Annotated in this window: 20 protein-coding genes, 1 tRNA gene and 1 other RNA gene; 8 read left to right on the forward strand and 14 right to left on the reverse strand. The window is 66.5% G+C overall.

Translation table 11 applies throughout. The features are described 5' to 3' along the window. Window positions 1-27 precede the first annotated feature (27 nt). From Y958_RS10320 to Y958_RS10330, 3 genes are all read right to left on the reverse strand, one after another. The gene (locus Y958_RS10320) at window positions 28-1059 is read right to left on the reverse strand and encodes a hypothetical protein (protein ID WP_088871910.1); all 1032 of its coding nucleotides are present in this window, start codon (window positions 1057-1059) and stop codon (window positions 28-30) included. Window positions 1060-1273: 214 nt separating this feature from the next. Beyond that, window positions 1274-2554, reverse strand: a complete 1281-nt coding sequence (locus Y958_RS10325; RefSeq protein ID WP_040844628.1) for a hypothetical protein — start codon at window positions 2552-2554, stop codon at window positions 1274-1276. 467 nt (window positions 2555-3021) lie between these two features. After that, window positions 3022-3096, reverse strand: a tRNA-Gln gene (locus Y958_RS10330). A gap of 120 nt (window positions 3097-3216) precedes the next feature. On the opposite strand from Y958_RS10330, the gene Y958_RS10335 reads away from it, so the two are divergent. After that, window positions 3217-4185, forward strand: a complete 969-nt coding sequence (locus Y958_RS10335) for an SEL1-like repeat protein (protein ID WP_088871911.1) — start codon at window positions 3217-3219, stop codon at window positions 4183-4185. A 3-nt stretch (window positions 4186-4188) separates the two neighbouring features. Here Y958_RS10335 and Y958_RS10340 read toward each other — a convergent pair whose 3' ends face one another. The 3 genes from Y958_RS10340 to Y958_RS10350 form a co-directional block, all read right to left on the reverse strand. Then, window positions 4189-5094: a 4-(cytidine 5'-diphospho)-2-C-methyl-D-erythritol kinase gene (locus Y958_RS10340; protein ID WP_088871912.1), complete on the reverse strand. Its 906-nt coding sequence runs from the start codon at window positions 5092-5094 to the stop codon at window positions 4189-4191. Between the two features lie 36 nt (window positions 5095-5130). Beyond that, window positions 5131-6828: a tetratricopeptide repeat protein gene (locus tag Y958_RS31330; protein WP_145727894.1), complete on the reverse strand. Its 1698-nt coding sequence runs from the start codon at window positions 6826-6828 to the stop codon at window positions 5131-5133. A gap of 177 nt (window positions 6829-7005) precedes the next feature. After that, window positions 7006-8667, reverse strand: coding sequence for an electron transfer flavoprotein-ubiquinone oxidoreductase (locus Y958_RS10350; protein ID WP_040845795.1), 1662 nt, complete (start codon window positions 8665-8667; stop codon window positions 7006-7008). Window positions 8668-8822: 155 nt separating this feature from the next. Between Y958_RS10350 and Y958_RS10355 the strand changes: the two genes are divergently transcribed. Together Y958_RS10355 and Y958_RS10360 are read left to right on the forward strand one after the other, a co-directional pair. Beyond that, on the forward strand, window positions 8823-9725 hold the full coding sequence (locus tag Y958_RS10355) for a uracil-DNA glycosylase (RefSeq protein WP_088871913.1): 903 nt from the start codon (window positions 8823-8825) through the stop codon (window positions 9723-9725). Window positions 9726-9847: 122 nt separating this feature from the next. Next, window positions 9848-10534, forward strand: coding sequence for an MT-A70 family methyltransferase (locus Y958_RS10360; protein ID WP_088871914.1), 687 nt, complete (start codon window positions 9848-9850; stop codon window positions 10532-10534). Between the two features lie 151 nt (window positions 10535-10685). Here the strand turns inward: Y958_RS10360 and Y958_RS10365 are convergent, their stop codons facing one another. The 5 genes from Y958_RS10365 to Y958_RS10385 form a co-directional block, all read right to left on the reverse strand. Next, window positions 10686-10892, reverse strand: coding sequence for a hypothetical protein (locus Y958_RS10365; protein WP_145727895.1), 207 nt, complete (start codon window positions 10890-10892; stop codon window positions 10686-10688). A gap of 125 nt (window positions 10893-11017) precedes the next feature. After that, complete coding sequence (locus Y958_RS10370; protein ID WP_088871916.1) at window positions 11018-12211, reverse strand: cystathionine gamma-synthase; 1194 nt, start codon at window positions 12209-12211, stop codon at window positions 11018-11020. 47 nt (window positions 12212-12258) lie between these two features. Continuing rightward, entirely contained in the window at window positions 12259-13692 is a 1434-nt protein-coding gene (locus tag Y958_RS10375) for a pyridoxal-phosphate dependent enzyme (protein ID WP_244909258.1), read from the reverse strand. Window positions 13693-13838: 146 nt separating this feature from the next. After that, on the reverse strand, window positions 13839-14486 hold the full coding sequence (locus tag Y958_RS10380; protein WP_088871917.1) for an elongation factor P hydroxylase: 648 nt from the start codon (window positions 14484-14486) through the stop codon (window positions 13839-13841). After that, a complete protein-coding gene (locus tag Y958_RS10385) occupies window positions 14483-15016 on the reverse strand; it encodes a dihydrofolate reductase (RefSeq protein WP_088871918.1) in 534 nt (177 codons plus the stop codon). Before Y958_RS10385 ends, Y958_RS10380 begins: the two co-directional genes overlap by 4 nt. Window positions 15017-15190: 174 nt before the next feature. Between Y958_RS10385 and Y958_RS31335 the strand changes: the two genes are divergently transcribed. Together Y958_RS31335 and Y958_RS31340 are read left to right on the forward strand one after the other, a co-directional pair. After that, a complete protein-coding gene (locus tag Y958_RS31335) occupies window positions 15191-15520 on the forward strand; it encodes a hypothetical protein (protein WP_145727896.1) in 330 nt (109 codons plus the stop codon). Next, complete coding sequence (locus Y958_RS31340; protein ID WP_145727897.1) at window positions 15521-15979, forward strand: PIN domain-containing protein; 459 nt, start codon at window positions 15521-15523, stop codon at window positions 15977-15979. It abuts the gene before it with no gap. Here the strand turns inward: Y958_RS31340 and Y958_RS10390 are convergent. The 3 genes from Y958_RS10390 to thyA all read right to left on the reverse strand — a co-directional run bounded on the left by Y958_RS10390 (window position 15967) and on the right by thyA (window position 18870). Continuing rightward, a complete protein-coding gene (locus Y958_RS10390) occupies window positions 15967-16290 on the reverse strand; it encodes a nucleotidyltransferase family protein (protein ID WP_088871919.1) in 324 nt (107 codons plus the stop codon). The two genes, Y958_RS31340 and Y958_RS10390, sit on opposite strands and share 13 nt — an antisense overlap. A 67-nt stretch (window positions 16291-16357) precedes the next feature. Beyond that, window positions 16358-17872 (reverse strand): serine hydrolase domain-containing protein, encoded by a 1515-nt coding sequence (locus tag Y958_RS10395; protein ID WP_244909259.1) that lies wholly within the window; start codon window positions 17870-17872, stop codon window positions 16358-16360. A gap of 107 nt (window positions 17873-17979) precedes the next feature. Continuing rightward, window positions 17980-18870, reverse strand: coding sequence for a thymidylate synthase (gene thyA / locus Y958_RS10400; protein WP_088871920.1), 891 nt, complete (start codon window positions 18868-18870; stop codon window positions 17980-17982). 181 nt (window positions 18871-19051) lie between these two features. Here thyA and ssrA point away from each other — a divergent pair. The 3 genes from ssrA (at window position 19052) to Y958_RS10415 (ending at window position 20458) form a co-directional block, all read left to right on the forward strand. Next, window positions 19052-19375, forward strand: a transfer-messenger RNA (tmRNA) gene (gene ssrA, locus Y958_RS10405). Window positions 19376-19525: 150 nt separating this feature from the next. Continuing rightward, window positions 19526-20011: an SspB family protein gene (locus tag Y958_RS10410; protein ID WP_088871921.1), complete on the forward strand. Its 486-nt coding sequence runs from the start codon at window positions 19526-19528 to the stop codon at window positions 20009-20011. Window positions 20012-20038: 27 nt separating this feature from the next. Further along, window positions 20039-20458, forward strand: coding sequence for a TfoX/Sxy family protein (locus Y958_RS10415; protein WP_088871922.1), 420 nt, complete (start codon window positions 20039-20041; stop codon window positions 20456-20458). Window positions 20459-20866 lie beyond the last annotated feature (408 nt).

The following is a 20866-nucleotide window of genomic DNA, read 5'->3' on the forward strand; positions in this document are numbered from 1 at the left end:
CAAGCACCCCGCCTCAAGCGCCCCGCCTCAAGCGCCCCTCTGCCAGACCTTGGTCACCAGGAAGTGCTGGGCCAGGAAGTGGTAGGTTTTCTTCAGGCGCGCCTCCAACTCGGGGCCACGCTCCAGCGGTTCGCCGTCCCAGGCGTAGATGAGGTCGTCCCACAGCATGAGGCGGGTGTGCAGCTCATCGCGCATGCGACGGATGAAGGCCACCTGGCTGTCGAAGGACTTCAGCACCGCCATGATCTCGCCGGTCTGGGCATCCAGCTGGCCGAAGATGTCCTCGAAATCCATAATGGGCTGCTTGACCAGGGCCATCATGCGCGTCATGTCGGCCTGCAGCTGGCGGTCGGTCTTGTAGATGCGGCCGGCCTGGGCCACGCCGGCGATGATCTGCTGCACCTGGCCGTAGCGGTCGCGCAGCGCCTCGATGTAGGACAGCTCGCGGGCGATCGACTCGACCTTGTCCACGATCTCCTGCTTGCGCTCATCGGGCAGGCCGAAGCGGCGGGCCAGTTCGCTGAAGGCCTGCTGGGCGCGCTGCTTGGTCTGCGGATCCTCCACCACCTGTTCCAGCTGACCGCGGTCGGTGACCAAGGTTTCCTTGCCCGTGATCCAGGACACCAGCTGCACCGTGATTCGGCCGCGCGCGATCTGCAGGTGGCTGTCCTCCACCCGCCAGGACGCGCTGCCGTCCAGCAGTTCGCGCGGGATGCTGTCGCCAGGCCGGATGGTCTTCACATATTTCAGGCCACGCTCGACCACGCCCAGCAGGGTGGCGTCGGCGCTGTTGTCGTCGATGCCAAAGGCCTCGCGCAGGGTGCGGAAGGGTATCTTGCCCCACACGTCGCCCAGCTGGACGTTGTAGACGGCCTCATTGGTGTCGCGGGTGAAGGAGAAGAAGGCGCCGGGGACAGCGAAGACCTTGTTCTCGAACATGAAATGCGTGCTGCAGCTGGCCTCGGCCTCATCCGAGGCGGCACGCGACGCGCCAGCGGCACCCTCACCAGCGCCTTCCTCGGCTGCGGCTGCCTGCACCGGATAGTCACGTCCCAACATCGTCTCCGGTCAGTTCCGCCCACACGCCGTCCTGGTATCAGCCCGCGGGAACGCCCTTGCGCTCCGCGGCCGCAACCGGATGGCCCGTGGCAGAAGGTGACACAGATTTACCGGCCCGGCGATAACCTCATTTTAATGAGGCAATCTTACCAGGTAGTTAAGTCGGGCCAGGGAGTTAAGTCGGCGGCGGCATTGGCCGCTCGGGCTTACCCCGTCAGTCGTCGTTCATGACCTGCGCCGTCTTCAGCGCGTCCCGCACCAGGACGCTCTTGCGCAGGATGTTGTCGATGACGCGGCCCTGCACCAGGCTGATGCCCATCTTTTCCGCCCAGATGAGGCCGGAGACGGTGCCGCAGCGGGCCAGGATGTAGCGGCAGTTTTCCTGCTGCCGCACCTTTTCCTGCAGGGCCTCGACCTCCTCCTCCGTCATGCTTTCCATGTCGGGGGACCAGATGATCTTGGCATAGTCGCAGGCCATGTATTCCAGGTCCATGTGCGTGACCCAGAAGTCGTTCAGCCCGTCGATGCAGATCTTGTAGCCACGGGTGGCGGCGAAATCGACGACCTCCTTGTACATCGAGACGTTCTCGATCAGGTCGGTCTTGTTGATTTCCAGGACGACGTTGCCGCGCAGGTCGGTCGTCAGCCGTTCATCGAACTTCACGAAGCTGGCCGACAGGATGGTGGCCAGGTTCAGGTTCAGGCCCAGCCGCTTGCCGCGCAGGAAGTCCACGCCGTAGTTCAGCGCGCGCAGGACCGACAGGTCCAACTGCGAGGTGAAGTAGCTGAACAGCCAGCGGTTGGCGGTGATGTCGAACTCGGGCGACAGCCGCTCCTCCAGCGCCTTGATGGCGATGTAGAGCTCGAAATACTCGTACTCGTTCTCGGTGGGATTCTGGATGTTCACCACCGGCTGGTTCAGCATGAAGGGCGACAGGTCGAACATCTGCACGGCGCGTTCGATCTTGCCCAATTCCTCCAGCGTGATGGGGGGCTTGGTCTGCTCGACCGGCGCGTCGCCGCTCTCGCCCTTCTGCAAGCCTTCAATGAAGCGGATGACGCTCACAAAGTTGAGTGACAGCTCCATGATCGAATAGAGGCTGTCTTCCCGGTAGGGATTCTGCTTCGTCATCGTCGTGCGCGACAGCAGCAGCTTTTCGATCTTCGAGCAGACGTCGCTGATCAGCGAGAACTTGATGCCCTTGTACAGAACGATGACGTCATCGTTGGACAGGTTGAAGACCTGCAGGTACGACGAATTGTCCGCCGTTTCCTGCATGGCGCGCTTGATGGAGATGAGGTCGAGGTTGCTCTTGTCCTTCAGCAGGGACAGATGCAGGTGGATGAGACGCAGGCCCTGCAGTTCCCGCTTGGCGGACTGCAGCAGGGTCAACAGCTTCTGATCGTCGTATTCCGGCTTTTCAGGCAACGCCACCGGACGCTCGCCCGGCTTTACCCGGACCCAATCCCGTTTCGGCGCATTCGGACGATTCATCTCATCTCCGCAACCGGATGCTTCCAAGGCCCCGGGCAACAACTAGGACGCGCAACTTTTCCACAGTGGACCGGGCCCACGCCCTTGAGCCCCAAGCAACCCGAAACCCCGTCATCCGCTGGCGCCGATGGGCTGGGGCCGTATCGCCGCCGCGTCCCCGGGCCATCCGCGCACAACCTTCCCTGACAGGATATCATGGCCGATACTTTGGCCAATTCAATATCCCGCTATCCCTCAGGATGGCGCCCCCGACAGGCAAACCTATCCTTGCGGCAATAATACTTTGGAAGAGGCGGTGACGATACCTAAAATTTGACGAATCCTGACATCAGGCCTCAGCGACACCGCGCCGCCCTCGAATCGCGCAATATAGGCGACCCCCACGCCAATGGCATCGGCAACCGCGACAGTAATACACGTCGAAGTGGCACGCCTGGCTTTGGAATCGAGAGAATAGCCGGGAGTGATGGCTGGGGCGGGAGGGATCGAACCTCCGCATGGCGGAATCAAAATCCGCTGCCTTACCGCTTGGCGACGCCCCATCACCGGGCCTCCCGTCAGGGAGGGCGGCACCATAATCAGAAAGCCCGGCGGACGCAACGCCCCAAATCGCCCGGGCCATTTCCGGCGAAACGCTGGCGCCTTCCTCCAGGCATGGCACTATGGGGCACTCTCCCCCGCACGGCCGCCCCATGCTCCGCCTGCCGCATAGTCCCGCCCTGGCCATCCTGCTACTGGCCGGGACCGCCCTGGCCGCCCCCGGCATGCCGGAGCCGCCGCCCGTTGGAGCCGACGCCGGCCTGCTGGCGCTGGACGCCCAGGCGCGCGCCGGCGATGCCCAGGCGCAGCTGGATCTGGCCGACGTCTACGGCGACATCCCCTTAGACCGCCCCACCGACGTGGCCCGGGCCAGCGCCTGGTACCGGCTGGCCGCCGCCGCCCCGGATGCCGACATCCGACGCCGGGCCTGCGCCGCCCTGGGCATGCTAGAGGCCGGCGGCATGGGCTGGCCGGAAAACGTCACGGCCGCCCTGCCCTGGTACCGCTGCGCGGCCGAGCTGGGCGACACTCAATCGCAGTTCAATCTGGGCCTGCTGTATGATGAGGGCGTGGACGTGCCGGCGGACGCGGCCCAGGCGAAGGCCTGGTACCGCCGCGCCGCCGAGGGGGGCCTCGTGCTGGCGCTGGAGCGGCTGGGGGCGCTGGCCGAACGCGCTCAGGACCGGGCTGCCGCCGCCCGCCTGTACGGTGAGGCGGCGGCCAAGGGCGATGTCGCGGCGGCACAAGCCTTGGCCCGTCTCAAGCGCGGCGGGCCGTCACCACAGGTGGTGGGCATCGGCCTGGCGGCGCAGTCGCAGGACCCGGCCACGGTTAAGCCGCCGCCCAAGCCCGTCCCCGGCCAGCCGCACACGCCACCGGCCGCCGTCGGCGCGGACGGTCTACGCCTGATCCAGCAGCGCCTGCGCGACCTGGGATACCTGCACGGGCCGGTGGATGGCCGCCTAGGCGCCCGCACGGCCAACGCCATCCTGGCCTATGAAGCGGCGCACCCGGCGGTTTGGGACGAGACGGCCCCACCACCGGATGGCTGGCCCAGCCGCGACCTGCTGGCGCGGCTGGCCCGGCGCTGAGCCTCAGGCGTCCGCGACCACCTCGGCCGCCGGCACCTCGGGCAGCAGGGCGGTGGCCTTGACCCACCAGGTCGGGCGCACGCGGTTGATCAGGGCGGCGGCCGAGGCCGCGGCCGCAACATCGGCATAGAGGCCGATACAGGTGGCGCCGCTGCCCGACATGCGGGCCAGCAGGCAGCCCGGCGTGGCGTCCAGGGCGGCCAGCACCTCGGTGATGGCGGGCGACAGGCTTTCAGCGGCGGCGCCCAAATCATTGCCGCGCGCCCGCAGCAGCTGGGCGAAGTCGGCCACGTCCACGGGATCGCGTTCCAGCCTGCCGGCGGTGGACCAGGCCCCGGTGCGGGCGGCGAAGACATCCTTGGTCGGCATGTGCACGCCGGGGTTCACCAGCAGCAGGGCGGCCGGCGGAAGGGTGGGGCCCGCCACCACCTGCTCCCCCGCGCCGCCGAAATAGGCGGTACGGCCGAACAGGCATACGGGCACATCGGCGCCCAGCGTGGGGGCCAGCTCCACCAGGCGGGCATCGTCCTGCGCGACGCCCCACAGCTCGGCCAGCGCCTTCAGCGTGGCGGCGGCATCGGCCGAACCGCCGCCGATGCCGGACGCCACCGGCAGGTTCTTGGTCAGGCGGATGGCGACATGCGGGTCGCGGCCCAGGGCGTCGGCCAGGGCGTGGGCGGCGCGAGACACCAGGTTGCGGCCCGTGCCCTCGGCCACCAGGGTGCTGCCGAAGGGGCCATCGATGGCCAGGCTGAAACCCGGCGCCTCGGTCACGGTGATCAGGTCGTGGGCGGTGGCGAACACCACCAGGCTATCCAGCTCATGATAGCCGTCGGGCCGCTTGCCCAGCACGTGCAGGTACAGGTTCAGCTTGGCGGCGGCGGCGGCGGCGGCGCTTACCGTGGTCACGGGGATCGGTCCTTCAACAAATCTTGGATATCGGAATTATCGTGGCGCGGCGGGATCGCGCTTCAGCTTTTCGTCCAGCGCGGCCTTCAGGCTGTCGTCCGGGTTCTCGCGCGCGGCGCGCTGCCACTGGTAGTGCGCCTCCAGCCGGCGGCCGGTAGCCCAGTAGGCGTCGCCCAGATGGTCGTTGATGGCCGGGTCGCGGGACTTCAGCTCCGCCGCGCGCTCCAGCAGGTCGACCGCGCCGGGAATGTCGCCGGCGCGATACTTGGCCCAGCCCAGGCTGTCGATGATGGCGCCATCGTTGGGGCGCAGCTTCACCGCCTGCTCCAGCAGCTGACGGGCCTGGTCCAGTTTCACGCCCTTTTCCGACCAGGCGTAACCCAGGTAATTCAAGATGCCCGGCTGGTTGGGCTGCAGCTGCAGGGCGCGCAACAGGTCGGACTCGGCCTCCGGCCAATGCCCCATCTGGTCCTGCACCGTGGCGCGGGCGTAGTAGAGGAACCAGTCGCCGCCATTCGGGCGACCGCCCAGGCGTTCGATGGCCTGGTTATAGGCGGTCAGGGCCTCGGGAAGCTTATGGTCGGCGCGCAGCAGATCGCCCAGGCGCACCAGGGCGTCGCTGCGGTCCGGCCGCTCGGACGCCATGGCCCGCAGGATGCCGGCCGCCTCCGGCGTCTTGTTCAGGCGGGCCAGGGCGTCGGCCTGGCGCAGGCGCGCCGCCCACAACAGGCCCGCGTCCGCCTTCTCCCCCGTCTTCATGCCCAGGTCGGCGACGACGGCGGCGTATTCGGCCGCGGCCTCCTGGTCCCGGTCCATTTCCGTCAGGGTTTCGCCCGCCAGCATGCGGGCGGGGGCCAGCGACGGGTCCAGGTGCAGGGCCAGGCGGGTGTAGAGCAAAGCCACCTCCGCCACCTTTTCCTGGTTGATGGCGGCCGCCACGTCGAACAGCGCCTCCGCCAGGCCTTCGGTGGCGTTGGCCACCATACGGCCCGGGTGGGGACGGGACAGCAGGGCGCGGGCGGCATCGCCCATGGGGCCCTTGGGGTCCGCCTGCAGGATGGCCGCCACCGCCGCCTGCGCCAGGTCGGCGTGGCCCATGCGCATTTCGAAATTGGCGCGCAGCATGGCGACGCGCAGCACCTGGCCACCGTCCGAGGCTTGGGCGTACCAGCTGCGGGCCGCATCCTCGTGACCTGCCAGATCTTCGATCAGGGCGGCGTGCAGGGCCGCCATGGCGCGGAAGGACGGCTGTGCCTCCAGCGGTTCCAGCGCCGTCTTGGCGGCGGCCCAATCGCCCTTGCGCGCCTTGACCCAGGCGGTCACCAGCGGCCGCATGAAGGTGCCCAGACCATCCTGGGGCAGGGCGTCGATGGCGTGCAGCGCGCCCGGCTCGTCTCCCGCCGCCACGGCGTCGGCCGCCAGCAGGGTCAGCGCCACGGGGTTGCCGTCCTTGGCCGCCACCAGCCGCTTGGCCAGGGGCAGCGCCACCTTGGTGCGGCCCAGGCCGACATTGATCAGCACGGCGCGGCGCAGCAGGGTCAGGTCATCGGGGTCGGACTTGAGGCTGAGGGCCAGGAAATCGGCCGCCGCCGTCCAGTCGCCCGCCCCCTGCGCCACCTTGCCGGCGACGAAGGCCGCCAGCGGGTCGGGGCCACCCGCCTGCTCCGGCGCCTTGGCCGCCCAGGCGGAATGCCCCCAAGCCCCTGTCAGGCCCGCCGTCAGCAGGCCCGCCATGACTACCGTTGATGTCCGCCGCAAAAACCGCACGAGATCGCCGCCGTCTATTCTTAAGTCTGGGCCCTCAAGCTAATCGGGAAACGCGGCGGGAACAACCGCGCCGGTCAGACCCGGGCGGAAACAGAAAAGGCGCCCGGTGCGGGGCGCCTTTTCCTGAAGCGGGCCTGGACCGGCTTACATGTTGGGATAATTGGGGCCCCCGCCGCCCTCCGGCACCGTCCAGTTGATGTTCTGGGTCGGGTCCTTGATGTCGCAGGTCTTACAGTGCACGCAGTTCTGCGCGTTGATGACGAAGCGAGGGTTCTGGCCGTTGTCGTCGCGCGTGACCTCATACACCCCGGCGGGGCAGTAGCGCTGCGCCGGCTCATCATAGGTGGGCAGGTTGAAGGCGATGGGAACCGTGGGGTCCTTCAGCTTCAGGTGCGACGGCTGGTCTTCCTCATGGTTGGTGTTGGAGATGAACACCGAGGACAGGCGGTCGAAGCTGATGACGCCGTCGGCCTTGGGATAGGCGATCTTCTTGGCGTTGGCCGCCGGCACCAGGCTTTCGTGATCCGGCTTGCCATGATGCTGCGTCCAGCCCACCAGGAAGCCCAGCTTCAGGTCGTTCAGCCACATGTGCAGGCCGCCCAGGGCCGTGCCCAGCCACATGCCATGCTTCATGCTGGGCTTCACGTTGCGCACCTTGTACAGGTCCTGGAAGACCCAGCTCTGGCGCCACTTGCTCTCCAGCGCCGTCAGCGCGTCATGCCCCTCGCTGCCCGCCACCAGGCGCTCGAACGCCACTTCGGCCGCCAGCATACCGGTCTTCATAGCGTTGTGGCTGCCCTTGATGCGGGGCAGGTTGACGAAGCCGGCGGCGCAGCCGATCAGCGCGCCGCCGGGGAAGGTCAGCTTCGGCACGGACTGCAACCCGCCCTCGTTGATGGCGCGGGCGCCGTAGGACAGGCGCTTGCCGCCCTCCAGATAGGGGCGGATCAGCGGATGCTGCTTGAAGCGCTGGAATTCTTCGAACGGCGACAGGTAGGGGTTGCTGTAGTTCAGGTGGACGACGAAGCCGATGGCCACCTGATTGTCCTCCAGGTGGTACATGAAGGACCCGCCGCCGGTCTTGCTGTCCAGCGGCCAGCCCTGGCTGTGCAGCACCAGGCCCTGCTTATGCTTGGCGGGGTCGATCTGCCACAGCTCCTTGATCCCGATGCCGTACTTCTGCGGGTCCACGCCGTCGCGCAGGTTGAAGCGGGCCATCAGCTCCTTCGACAGGTTACCGCGCACGCCCTCGGCGAACAGCGTATACTTGCCGTGCAGCTCCATGCCGGGGGTGTAGCGGTCGGTCGGCTCCCCATCCTTGCCGATGCCCATGTCCCCGGTGGCGATGCCCTTGACCGAGCCATCGTCGTGGTACAGCACCTCGGCCGCGGCGAAGCCGGGGTAGATTTCCACGCCCAGTTCCTCGGCCTGCTGCGCCAGCCAGCGGCAGACGTTGCCCAGGCTGACGATGTAGTTGCCGTGGTTGTCCATCAGCGGCGGCAGCAGCGCATTGGGAATGCGCATGGAGCCGACCTCGGTCAGGATGTAGAAGCGGTCGTCGGTGACCGGGGTGTTGAGCGGCGCGCCCTTCTCTTTCCAGTCGGGGATCAGCTCATTCAGGGCGATGGGGTCGATGACGGCGCCCGACAGGATGTGGGCCCCGACCTCCGATCCCTTTTCGATGACGCAGACGCTGATCTCCTTGTCCGCGGCGGCGGCCAGCTGCTTCAGCCGTATCGCGGCCGACAACCCCGAGGGGCCGGCGCCAACGACGACGACGTCATACTCCATCGACTCCCGTTCCATGTCTTTCGCCTTCTTTTTCCCAGGTTACCGGTGCGGAGTTCCGTGGCTTGCGTGCGGGCCCTCGCGGACGAACCCTAAAGGGAGCGCGTCATTTTCGCGCGCGCTCGCCCCATGCGGTTGATGAAGAAACACAACGGCGATGGTAGGGTCAAATCATGATTGACACGGCAAAAGCCGTCACGGATCTGGCCTGGCTGGTCGAGATCGGTGCCGACGAAGCGATCAACGACCAGCCGACGGACTGGACCCAGGTGGCCAGCCGCAGGACGCCTACTGCGCGTGACGCCGGCCCAGGCCGCCCGCCGGCCGGCGCCCCATCCGCCGCCGCCCCTGGCCGTTCCGCCACACCGCCGGAAAAAAGTTTCGGTGGCCCGCCGGCCTCCTTCACCATGGCCGCTCCTGATGGGCCCCTGGGCGGTAACGAGGCCCGGGCCAGCGCCCGCAGCGCCGCCACGGCCGCCACGACGCTGGAGGAACTGCACAAGGCGCTGCTGGCTTTCGACGGCTGCCCCCTGAAGCAAACCGCCAGTTCCACCGTCTTCGCCGACGGCAACCCCAAGGCGCGCGTCATGCTGGTGGGCGAAGCGCCGGGCGAGCAGGAGGACAGGCAGGGCAAGCCTTTCGTCGGGCCGGCCGGCGCGCTGCTGGACAAGATGCTGGCCGCCATCGGCCTGGACCGCCATGCCGAGGAGCCGGACAAGGCGGTCTACATCAGCAACATCCTGCCCTGGCGCCCACCCGGCAACCGCAACCCCACGGACAGCGAGATCGCCGCCTGCCTGCCCTTCATCCAGCGGCATGTGGAGATTGCCGATCCCGACATCCTGGTCTTCCTGGGTGGCATCTCGGCCAAGACCCTGCTGGCCAAGACGGAGGGCATCACCCGCCTGCGCGGCCGCTGGTTCGATTACGGCAGCCCCGGCCTGACCCGCCCCCTGCCCGCCCTGGCCCTGCTGCACCCCGCCTATCTGCTGCGCAACCCCGGCGCCAAGCGCGAAACTTGGCGGGACCTGCTGTCGCTGCGCCAACGTCTTCAGGCCTTGCCGCCCCGGCCGTAAGGCCGCATAAACGATGATCATCCCTTGCGCCGCCCGGGCGCTCGTGTTCTACATATGTTCCATAGTCTTCTTCACTTTATTTCCCGGCCAGTGATGAACGGACGGATGGACGGCAAGCCGGCATGACCCTCCCTGTGACCTCCGCCCCCTCCCCCGCCACGCCTGACCTGGACCCGGCGCGCGACCTGTTGGCCGTGGCCGGCAAGAAGCGTTTCGCCACCGTGCTGGCGGACCCGCCCTGGCGATTCGTGAACCGCACCGGCAAGATGGCGCCGGAGCATCACCGCCTGTCGCGCTATGGCACTATGTCGGTGGAGGAGATTTGCGCCCTGCCGGTGTCCAAGGTGCTGGCCGACACGGCGCATCTGTACCTGTGGGTGCCCAACGCCCTGCTGCCGGAAGGCCTGCAGGTCATGCAGGCCTGGGGCTTCCAGTACAAGACCAACCTGGTGTGGCATAAGCTGCGCAAGGACGGCGGCTCCGACGGGCGCGGCGTGGGCTTCTACTTCCGCAACGTCACCGAGCTGATCCTGTTCGGCGTGCGCGGCAAGAACGCCCGCACCCTGGACCCCGGCCGCACCCAGGTGAATTACCTGGGCACGCGCAAGCGCGAGCATTCGCGCAAGCCGGATGAGCAGTATGAGCTGATCGAGGCGTGCAGCCCCGGCCCCTACCTGGAAATGTTCGCCCGCGGCGCCCGTCCCAAATGGACGGTGTGGGGCAACCAGGCCGACGACAGCTACGAACCCACCTGGGACACCTACGCCCACAACTCCGCCACCCAGCGCCGCGTCGCGGCGGCGGAGTAAGGCACATTCATTCCTGAGTGATGGCTGCTTATAGGCCGTGCTTGGCCCAGATCGCCCGGACTTCCCCATCGGAGCGGCTTTCTGGGCGGACGATTGCTGACGGACATGGACACGAACCCAGGCAAAGTTATTTACAAGCCCGGAACGGACTTCACCGCCCGCGCCGGCCCCAGAAGGTGCGGCCCTTGCGGCTGGTCTGGGCTTCCAGGAAGGATTCCTCCAGCGCCGCCATCTGGTCGGCGGTCAGGCCTAGGGGCAGGTAGTCGATGCCCGACAGCTGGCGCAGAGCCTGTTCATCCATGGCCGACCGCTGCTGGGCCGCACCCCGCTTGCCATCCACACCCAACAGACGCCTCATCCCAGACACCCGTGAACTTGCCGCACTGCCACATACAACTTCGGAATGGCATGCATTGTTTCAGCGCCCGGGGCTAGGTGGCAAAAGGTTAGCCTGCGATTAATTCCCGGGCGCGACGCAACCTTCTATACCAGGGTAGCGCTGAGCGCGGCGTCCAGGTCGGCGATCAGGTCGTCCACATCCTCGATGCCCACCGACAGGCGCACCAGGCCGTCGTCGATGCCGGCCGCGGCCCGCAGTTCCGCCGGAATCGAGGCGTGGGTCATGATGGCCGGATGCTCGATCAGGCTTTCCACCCCGCCCAGGCTTTCCGCCAGGGAGAACAGCTCCGTCCGTTCCAGCAGGCGCTTGGCGGCATCCAGCCCGCCCTTGAGGCTGACGGAGACCATGCCGCCGGCGCCGCGCATCTGGCGCTTGGCCAGTTCGTGCTGAGGATGGCTGGCCAGGCCGGGATAGCGCACGCCCGCCACGGCCGGATGACGCTGCAGCCATTCGGCGATGGCGGCGGCGTTGGCGCTGTGCCGCTCCATGCGCAGGGACAGGGTCTTCAGGCCGCGCAGGGCCAGGAAGCTGTCGAAGGGGCCGGCGACAGCCCCCACGGCGTTCTGCAGGAAGCCCAGGCGGTCGGCCAGTTCCCCCTCCTCCCGCACCACGGCGACGCCGCCCACCATGTCGCAATGGCCGTTCAGGTACTTGGTGGCCGAATGCACGACAACGTCGAAGCCCAGCTCCAGCGGCCGCTGGGCATAGGGCGTGGCGAAGGTGTTGTCGCAGACCGAGATGAGGTTGTGCCGCCGGGCGAAGGCGGCCACCGCCTCCAGATCCACCAGTTTCAGCAGCGGGTTGGTCGGCGTCTCCACCCACAGCAGGCGGGTGTCGGGGGTCAGCGCCGCCTCCAGCTTGGCCGGGTCGGTCATGTCGACGAAGCGGGAGGTGAGGCCCATGGAGCGCTTGCGCACCCGTTCCAGCAGGCGGTAGCTGCCGCCGTAGAGGTCGTCCATGGCGATGATGTGGCTGCCGGCGTCCAGCAGCTCCAGGATGGTGGCCTCCGCCGCCAAGCCGGAGGCGAAGGCGTAGCCCCGGACGCCCCCCTCCAGGTCGGCCACGCAGCGCTCATAGGCCATGCGCGTGGGGTTCTGGCTGCGGCTGTACTCATAGCCCTTATGGACGCCGGGGCTTTCCTGAACATAGGTGGAGGTGGCGTAGATGGGCACGGTGATGGCGCCGGTGCTGGGGTCCGGCTCCTGCCCCGCATGCACGGTGCGGGTGGCGAAAGCCCGTTGATTGGACAGGGGACGGTTGTGGCTGCGGTCGGCCATGGGGATTCCTTGGGGATGAAAACGGGGCGCGGGACAGAGGGCGGGTGTCAGCCCAGCTGCCGGCGCAAATGGTTCAGCAAATCGACGCGGGTCAGCAATCCTAGGAAGGCGTCACCCTCCGTGACCAGGGCCACCATGTTGCGGCTGAAGATGGCGTCCAGCGCGCTGATGGGCGCCGTCACCGGCACGGTTTCCAGGCGTGACGTCATGGCCTCCCGCACCGCCTCGCGGAAGCGTGACGGGTCGGGCTCGACATGCAGCAGCAGGTCGGACTCGTCCAGCAGGCCCACCACGCGGCCGCCCTGCATCACCGGCAGCTGCGAGACGTCGGAGATGCGCATGCGCTTGTACGCCGTCAACAGGGTGTCGTCGGGGGAGACGGTGACCACCTGGCCCTTGTCCACCCGCCGGGTCATGAGGTCGCGCAGATCGCCGGTGCGGGTGCTGGGCAGGAAGCCCTGGTCGGCCATCCAGCCGTCGTTGAACATCTTGGACAGGTACTTGTTGCCCGTGTCGCAGACCAGCGTGACCACGCGCTTCGGCGTCGTCTGCGCCCGGCAATAGCGCAGGGCGGCGGCGAACAAGGTGCCGCTGGAGGAACCGCCCAGGATACCCTCCCGGCGCAGCAGCTCGCGCGCCGCGTTCAGGCTCTCGGCATCGGGGATGGTGTAGGCGTCCTCCACATACTGCAGGTCGCAGTTGGGCGGCACGAAATCCTCGCCGATGCCCTCCACCACCCAGCTGCCGGGCTCATCATGCCGGCCGGTCTTCACCAGGTCGCGCAGGATGGAGCCCTGGGGGTCGGCCAGCACCATGCGGGTGCGCGGGCTGGCCGCGCGGAAGTAGCGGCCCAGGCCGGTCAGCGTGCCGCCGGAGCCCACGCCCACCACCACGGCGTCCAGCCGCCCGTCCATCTGGCGCAGCAGCTCCGGCCCCGTCCAGCGCTCATGCGCCGCCGGGTTGTCGGGGTTGGCGAACTGGTTCATGTAGACCGCACCGGGGATCTCGGCCGCCAGCCGTTCCGCGATGTCCTGGTAATAGTCGGGATGACCCTTGCCCACGTCGCTGCGCGTGACATGGATGTCGGCCCCCAGGGCGCGCAGGTGGTTGATCTTCTCCGCCGCCATCTTGTCGGGAATGACCAGCACCAGGCGATAGCCCTTGGCGGCGCAGACCAGGGCCAGGCCGAGGCCGGTGTTGCCGGCTGTCGCCTCCACCACCGTGCCGCCAGGCTTCAGGCGGCCGGCCTTCTCCGCCCCCTCGACCATGGCCAGGCCGATGCGGTCCTTGATGGAGCCCCCGGGGTTCTGGTTTTCCAGCTTCAGGTACAGCTCGCACGGGCCGGTATCGATCTTGGTGACGCGGACCAGCGGCGTGTTGCCGATCAGGGACAGGATGGCGGGACCATCGTGGCCCTGGCCGCCGGATGGGCTGTTATCGGTGGACTGAATGGGGGCGGACGACGCGTGCGCGATCGACATGGGAACCCTCTCGGTCTGTTCGTTAAGCAAAACAGTGACCGATGGGCGGGGCACTTACAATCCCCCGTCAGTATAGACCCTGGCGACGCTTCCTGTTGGCCGCCGCCCGGCGGAAAGTCTTATTGCCTTTGCCGCAACGCACAATATTACAAGCTTGCGACGCGCCGCTTTACTTCGAAATGTTCTGGCGGAATTGGGCGGTAATTCGCATCAATCAATCCACGCCGATGCAAATTGGCCAGATTGTCGGCCAGGTTGTCGATGCAGGCGGCGCGGTCCCAGCCTTCCAGCCAGTTCTGCTCCAGGAAGGCCATGATGGCGGGCTGGCCCAGTTCCACCTCCCACAGGATGCCGATGAGGGAGGACAGGGCCTCCTCCTCGATCTGGGTTTCCTGGTCGACGCAGATGGCGGCGTTGGCCTCATTCACCCGGCCCGTCTCCGGCCCGGCGCCCAGGCCGAAATCGACCAGGCCCCGCCGCTCCGGCGGCGCCACCAGCCAATGGCCGATCTCATGGATCAGCACATAGGACTCGCTCTGGGTGCGGATGGCGCGGCCGTCCCAGCTGTAGGCCGCCATGGGCAGCTCATCGATGGTTTCGATACCAAAACGATGGGCCAGCGCGACGCCGTCCGCCCGGTGCTGGGGCGTGTCCACGCCCAGGGGCACCAGGTCCAGGGTGCCGGCGATGCGCTCGAACACTTCAGCGACCAGCGGATCGGCACCGGTCAGGCGGCCGCGCAGGTCGGCCAGGATGGCCGGCAACTCCTCCAGGGCGATGGGGGTGAGGATCATGCCCGCTCCAGCACCACGAAGCTGTGCGCCGGGGCAGGATCGACCTCCACCTCCAGCGCCGGCACGTCGCGCCGCGACACCTCGCGCCACTCCGCCCGGTCGAAGGTGGGGAAGAAGGCGTCGCCCTCCGGGCTGGCGTGCACCTCGGTCAGGTACAGGCGGTGCGCGGTCTTCAGCGCGGTGGCGAACAGCAGCTCTCCGCCAATGACCATGACCTCCGGCGCGCCGTCGGCCGCCGCGATCAGGCGCGCCTGCTCGATGGCGGCGTCCAGGCTGTGGCAGACCACGCCGCCGTGGGCGCGGTAGTCCTTCTTGTGCGTCACGACGACATTGGTGCGGCCCGGCAGCGGCTTGGCCCCGATGCTCTCCCACGTCCGCCGGCCCATGACCACCGGCTTGCCCAGGGTCATCTCCTTGAAATACTTCAGATCCCCCTTCAAGCGCCACGGCAGGCGGTTCTCCACGCCGATGACGTTGTTGGTCGACACGGCGGCGATGAGGGCCAAGGGAATGGGCGCGGAATCGGGCATGGGATCAAGGGGCCTGGCTGATGAACGCTCAAGGCCTGCGGTTTTACGGCAAACGGGGGATGGTGAGAATGCGGAAGATCAAAGGGCGGGGGTGCGCGGGAAGCCGGAGAATGCCAAAATGCGGGAGTAGCCCTGCGCTGGTCAGGGACAACCTTTTCAGAACAGGTTATGTTATTGGCACATGATATTTTGCCGCCACAACCACTGGGGGAAAATATGGATATTAAAGAAGCCATAAATCGAGCTAAAGAATATGTTAGCGACATTTTCAGGGAAGAAAACGTCAATGACATTAGCCTTGAAGAAGTTGAGCGCGACACCATCAGAAATATTTGGAAAATCACCATAGGATTTTCGAGGCCCGTGCGATTACCTTCCGGAACAACTGGACAGGTCATGAGAGGACTTGGCCTTTCATCCAAGAGATCATATAAAATATTATCGATTGACGACAATGGCGACGTGATATCGATGAAAAATAGGCAGGTGGAAGAGGCTCAATAAATGAGCAGATCCATAATCATAGATGCAAATATGTTGCTGCTTTTGGTCGTCGGCTCAACGCATGCAAGCTACATTGGTAAACACAAGAGACTGAAGGACGTTTTCACCGAAGATGAATTTAACATGCTCATTGATTTGATCAAAGAGCATGAAAACTTGGTTGTGACACCGAACATACTGACCGAGACGTCGAACTTAATCGGACACATCTCAGAACCAGCACTATCCGCGATAAGACAGCAGCTAGCATATTTAATTCAGCTCAGCCAGGAAGAGTACGTGGAAAGCCGGAAGGCATGCAGGGAGTTATCATTTATAAAATTAGGTCTAACCGATGCGTCCTTGCTCGACTATCTAAAAAATAATAAAACCTCGACACTTTTAACCGTTGATCTTGACCTGGCTATCCGAGCAGAAATTAACGAACTGAACGTAATCAATTTTAATCATCTGCGATAAAGATCTATCTCAAAACACCCGCGCGGCGTCCGCCTCGATCCGTCCCCGCCCCGCCGCCGGGAATGGATGCCGTCGCGGGTCATGACGTCCACCTTGGCGCCCAGGATGTCCTGCAGGCGCTCCTGTACCGTCGCCAAGCTAAACAGGGTGAAGCCCTGGGGCCGGTCCAAGTCGAAGAAGACGTCGACGTCGGACGCCTCGGTCGCCTCATCCCGCGCGACGGAGCCGAACAGGAACAGCGCGCCGATGCCGGCGCGGCGAAATTCCGGTTCGTGCTGCCTCAGCAAGTCTATGGCGTGGGCGCGGTTCATTTGGCGTGGTCGTATCGGCAACGGACGCCTTAAAGGTAAGTCCGCCTGCCTGCCCTGTCCACGCCCCTCACCCACCCGCCCTCAGCGTCACCAGCCGCCGCTCGGCGTTCTGGTTCTTCGGGTCCAGCTCCAGGGCGCGCTGGTAGGCCAGGATGGCGGCGGGCTTGTCGCCGGTGGCCGCCAGCGCCTCCGCCAGGCTGTCCTGGGCGTTGCCGCTGTCGGGGTAGAGGTCGGCGGCCAGCTTCAGGATGGCTAGGGCGTTCCGGGGCTGGCCGTTGCTGAGCAGGCGATAACCCCAGTCGTTCAGCTCCGCCTCCTGCAACGTCACGCCCGGCTCGCGGGCCTTCATCGCGGCGTAGAGCGCCGGCACCTGGTCGAAGCCGTGGCGCTGGATGTCCACGCGCAGGGCGGCCAGGCCGGTCAGCTTGGCGCCATAGAGGGCGGCCACCTGGTCGATCATGTCCTCAGGGAAGGCGCCGGACAGGTTGGTCAGGATGACCACGCCCACGTCGTCCTCGGGATAGAGGAAGAAGGCGGAACGGCCGCCGCCGGTCATGCCCACGGCGCGGTGGCCGCCGCGGTCCAAAACTTCCCAGCCCAGGCCCCACTGGCCCGGGCGGCCATCGTTGAAGGCGGCGGGCGTCCACAGCAGGCGCAGGCTGTCGGCGTCCAGCAACTGACCCTGGCTGACGGCGATCATCCAGCGCGCCATATCCTCCGCCGTGCTGTCCAGGCCGGAGGAGGCGCGGTGCATGGGGCGGAACAGTTCATAGACCGGGCGGGGTGTTGCCACCGGGGCGCCATCCGGCCCCCCAGCAGGATTGGGCGCATAGCTGTTGCGGTAGCCGGCGGCCTTGCCCGGTGTCACCATGCTGCTGTCACCATAGGCGGTGTGGGTCATGCCCGCCGCCTCGATCTCCCAGCCGATGATGGGCGTGTCCGGCGCCTGGCCGGTCAGCGTGTCCACCACCCGCTGCACCAGGGTGTAGTTGGTCTGGCAGTAGTCGAAGCGCTCGCCGGGCGTGAACTTCATGGGCTGGGCCTGCACCCAGGCCCAAATGGCCTCACCCCCCACCCGCTCATCCCGGTCGCCGGGCGCGCGGTTGATGTCGGGCAGGCCGGACATGTGGGTCAGCAGCTGGCGGATGGTGATGGGGCGCCAGGCGGCGGGCAGGTCATCCAGGTACTGGCCGACGGTCGCGTCCAGGTCCAGCCGCCCGGCCTGGACCTGCCGCATCGCGGCCACGCCGGTGAAGGCCTTGGTGATGGAATTGACGGCGAAGATGGTCTCATTCGTCACCGGCACCGGCGTCTGCAGGTTGGCCACGCCATAGCTGCGCGACAGCACCAGGCGCCCGTGCTGGATGACCGCCACCTGCAGGCCGGGGATGCCCAGCGCCCGCATCTGGCCCTGTAGGAAAGCGTCGACCTGTGCCGCCACCGGGGCCGCCACCGTATCCACCGCGCCGGCGACCGGCGGCGCCCGGTTGGCGGCCACCACCGCCTTGCCCGTGCTCGCATGGCCCACCATCGGCGCCCCCGTCAGCAGCAGCAGCGCCGCCAGCCCCCTCATCCCGCGCATGATCCATCCCCGCATCAGCACCTGAGCGGAGGGCATGCTAGCAAGCGGGCGGCGGAACGCGGAGGGCCACTCCGGTGGCCCCAAGCCTCGGTGGCGTCACCGCTGGCTCACACCGCCACGTCGGCCTTGATGTGCGGGTGCGGGTCGTAGCCGGTGATCTCGAAATCCTCGAAGCGATAGTCGAACAGGCTGTCCGGCTTGCGCTTGATCACCAGCTGGGGGAAGGGTCGCGGCTCGCGCGTCAGTTGCTCTTCCGCCTGGGGGATGTGGTTGAGGTAGAGGTGCACGTCCCCGCCCTGCCACACCAGGTCACCCACGGAGAGGTCGCACTGGTGGGCCAGCATGTGGATCAGCAGCGCGCCCTCGCACAGGTTCCAGGGAAGGCCCAGCAGGGTGTCGGCGCTGCGCTGGAAGATCAGGCCGGACAGCTTCCCGTCTGCCACGAAGAACTGATAGGTCATGTGGCAGGGCGGCAGCGCCATGTCGGGCAGGTCGGCCACGTTCCAGCCGGTGAACAGCAGGCGCCGGCTGGTGGGATTGGTGCGGATGCCGTCCACCAGGTCCTGAATCTGGTCGATGACCTTACCGTCCGGCCCCTGCCAGCGCCGCCACTGCTTGCCATAGACGGGCCCCAGGTCGCCCCACTGGGCGGCGAAGGTGTCATCGACCAGCACGCGGGCCTCGAAATCCTCCTGGCTGATGTCCTCGCCCGATTTCTTGCGGTAATTGGCCAGCGGCCAGTCCGTCCAGATGCGCACCTTGTTGGCCAGCAGTGGACGGATGCTGGTGTCGCCCGACAGGAACCACAGCATCTCGTGGATGGCCTGGCGGTGGAAAATCTTCTTGGTGGTCAGCAGGGGGAATCCGGCCGACAGGTCGAAGCGCATCTGCTCGCCGAACAGCGCCTTGGTGCCCACGCCCGTACGGTCCACCCGGGCGGCCCCGTGGTCGATCAGGCGGCGCAGCAGCGACAGGTACTGGTATTCCGGATGCGCCATGGCGGCCCTCAACAAACGATCGCCGGGCGGCCCGACGCGGAAACGGTATCACTACATAATGTAGCGCCCGGGCCCGCGAAACCCCATATCTCAAGAAGCGATACGCACCGGCGGGCCCAGGCCACGGTCGGTGCCGACCAACCGGTTCCCCGGAAAGGTCGCGGGCCTGCCATTCGCCGAAGGACTTTCACTTTCGTGCCCGCGTCCCTATATTAGGAGTGTCGGGCTTGCCCGACTATGGCGATAAACGCCTTGCGGAATAAGCGTTGCGGACCCGGGGGCGGTACCCGGCGCCTCCACCATCATGGGGGCGAATCAGGATCGACGTGCGTGGTAAAGGCATGGTTTTCGCTCGGCATGGTTCCGCCGTTATCGGGCCGTTTCATAGGTGCCAACGATAATTCGGCGCCTGCTCTTCGCATGGCCGCCTAATACCCTCAACGGGGTATTAGCGGAAAGCTAAGAACGGGGTTCGGGGGGCACCCGGCAACAGAAGCCCCCCACTGAACGGCCCCGATTGGCGGATGTCCAACCCGCCGGTCGGCCCGTCCTTTGGCCCACCCGCTGGCGTTTTCGCGCGCCCAAGCTTGCAAATCGCGCGCCGGGCGGGTCTATTGGTGACGTTGTACCCCGCTACCGGAGCGTTTTGCCTGCCATGTCCACCGATCTCCTTCGCTACGACCGTATGGTCGAGGCCGCCCTGCGCCGCGTCGTGCGCGATGCGCTGAAGGAAGTGCAGGAGCATGGCCTGCCCGGCGAGCATCATTTCTTCATCAGCTTCCGCACCCAGTATCCGGGCGTGCGCATGCCGGAATTCCTGCGCGCCAAGTACCCGGATGAGATCACCATCGTCCTGCAGTACCAGTTCTATGGCCTGGACGTGAATGACGAGCGGGTGGAAGTGACGCTGAGCTTCAACGGCAGTCATGAGCGCCTGGTGGTGCCCATGGCCGCCATCACCACCTTCGCCGACCCCTCGGTCAACTTCGCCCTGCAGTTCCAGCCCCCCGACGAGGAAGAGGGCGAGGACGTGGTGGATGAGGCCGCCGAGGAAGAAGAGGCCGCCCCCGAGGGCGAGGACGACGACACGCCCAAGCAGGGCGGCACCGTCGTGGCGCTGGACGCGTTTCGTAAGAAATAGCCAAGCCCGCGCGGGGGAGCAGCGACCATGCCCGTCTCCCCCGATTTCCTGGACTACATCCTGGATCTGCTGGCCCCCCTTTCAAACGAATATGGAGGGCCGGTTGAAGCACCGCGCCTGTTCGGCGGCCGGGGCCTGACTCTGCACGGCCGCAACTTCGGCCTCATCACCCGCGACGACACGCTGTACCTGAAGGCCGACGCCATCAGCCAACCGCAGTTCGAGGCCGCCGGCTGCATCCGCTTCGCCCCCTGGGCCGACAAGCCGCACCGCTCCCTGGGTTATTACACCCCGCCCGAGGGCGCCATGGACGACCCCGACGAACTGCTGCGCTGGGCCCGCCTGGCCGTGGACGCCGCCCTGCGCGCCCCGGCCAAGGCGCCGAAGAAGGCGAAGGCACCGGCGGCGGCGAAAAAGAAGAACCTGGCGGACATGCTGCTGGAGTAGAGAGGCTTCCTTGGGACCGCCTCGACAGTTCATCGGCGCCATGGCACTGTAACCGTATGAACAGCCCAACCAAACACACACTGTCCGAAGTCGAGGCGGTTCTTGCGGCCAGCGAAGCCGAGACCGCGCGCGGCGAGACCGTGCCACTGGCCCCCGTACTCAGCCGGATCAGGGCGAGCATTGCCAGAATGGAAGCGCGGCAGGGCAAATCACAGGCTCAGCCCCGTAAAGCCTGACCGTGACCGTCCGCCTCAGTTCTCGAGCCGAAGCACAGGTGGACGCACTGATCGCACACTATGAGCGGCTGGGTCGGTTGGCGGCCGCCCGCAATCTCCTGGCTGCCCTGGAACACGCTGGCGCATATTGGATTGCCTACACACTTACCGAACCGGCCGTCATCCAGGCCGT

This window comes from Nitrospirillum viridazoti CBAmc (assembly GCF_000730165.1).
GTDB classification, from domain to species: domain Bacteria; phylum Pseudomonadota; class Alphaproteobacteria; order Azospirillales; family Azospirillaceae; genus Nitrospirillum; species Nitrospirillum viridazoti.